Annotated in this window: 1 protein-coding gene; it reads right to left on the minus strand. The window is 34.8% G+C overall.

What is annotated here, in order from left to right:
* The coding region (locus ACU68U_RS09230) for an SHIRT domain-containing protein (RefSeq protein ID WP_446763197.1) at positions 1-718 on the minus strand (718 nt) is incomplete at both ends.

Raw genomic sequence — 718 nt, forward strand, 5'->3', positions numbered from 1 at the left:
TCTTTGTCGTAACTTACAAATTTCCATGTTCCATCTTTAACTTTTACTTCTTTTGTTTCTGGCTCTGTTGGTGTTACTACATCGCCTTTAACTTTTCCAGTTTGTTTTGCTGGTAGAAGGTCAGTTACTTCTTTAGGAAGTTCTTTGTTTGGATCTTTACTTACAAATTTGTGTGTTACGTTGTGTTTTTCTGGTTCTGGATTTTGATTAGGTGTGAATTCCCATGTTCCTGTGAATTCTACATCCTTGTTATCAACAGTTTCTTTGTCTTTGTCGTAACTTACAAATTTCCATGTTCCATCTTTAACTTTTACTTCTTTTGTTTCTGGCTCTGTTGGTGTTACTACATCGCCTTTAACTTTTCCAGTTTGTTTTGCTGGTAGAAGGTCAGTTACTTCTTTAGGAAGTTCTTTGTTTGGATCTTTACTTACAAATTTGTGTGTTACGTTGTGTTTTTCTGGTTCTGGATTTTGATTAGGTGTGAATTCCCATGTTCCTGTGAATTCTACATCCTTGTTATCGACAGTTTCTTTGTCTTTGTCGTAACTTACAAATTTCCATGTTCCATCTTTAACTTTTACTTCTTTTGTTTCTGGCTCTGTTGGTGTTACTACATCGCCTTTAACTTTTCCAGTTTGTTTTGCTGGTAGAAGGTCAGTTACTTCTTTAGGAAGTTCTTTGTTTGGATCTTTACTTACAAATTTGTGTGTTACGTTGT

This window comes from Finegoldia sp. P3-F-LR, assembly GCF_052932165.1.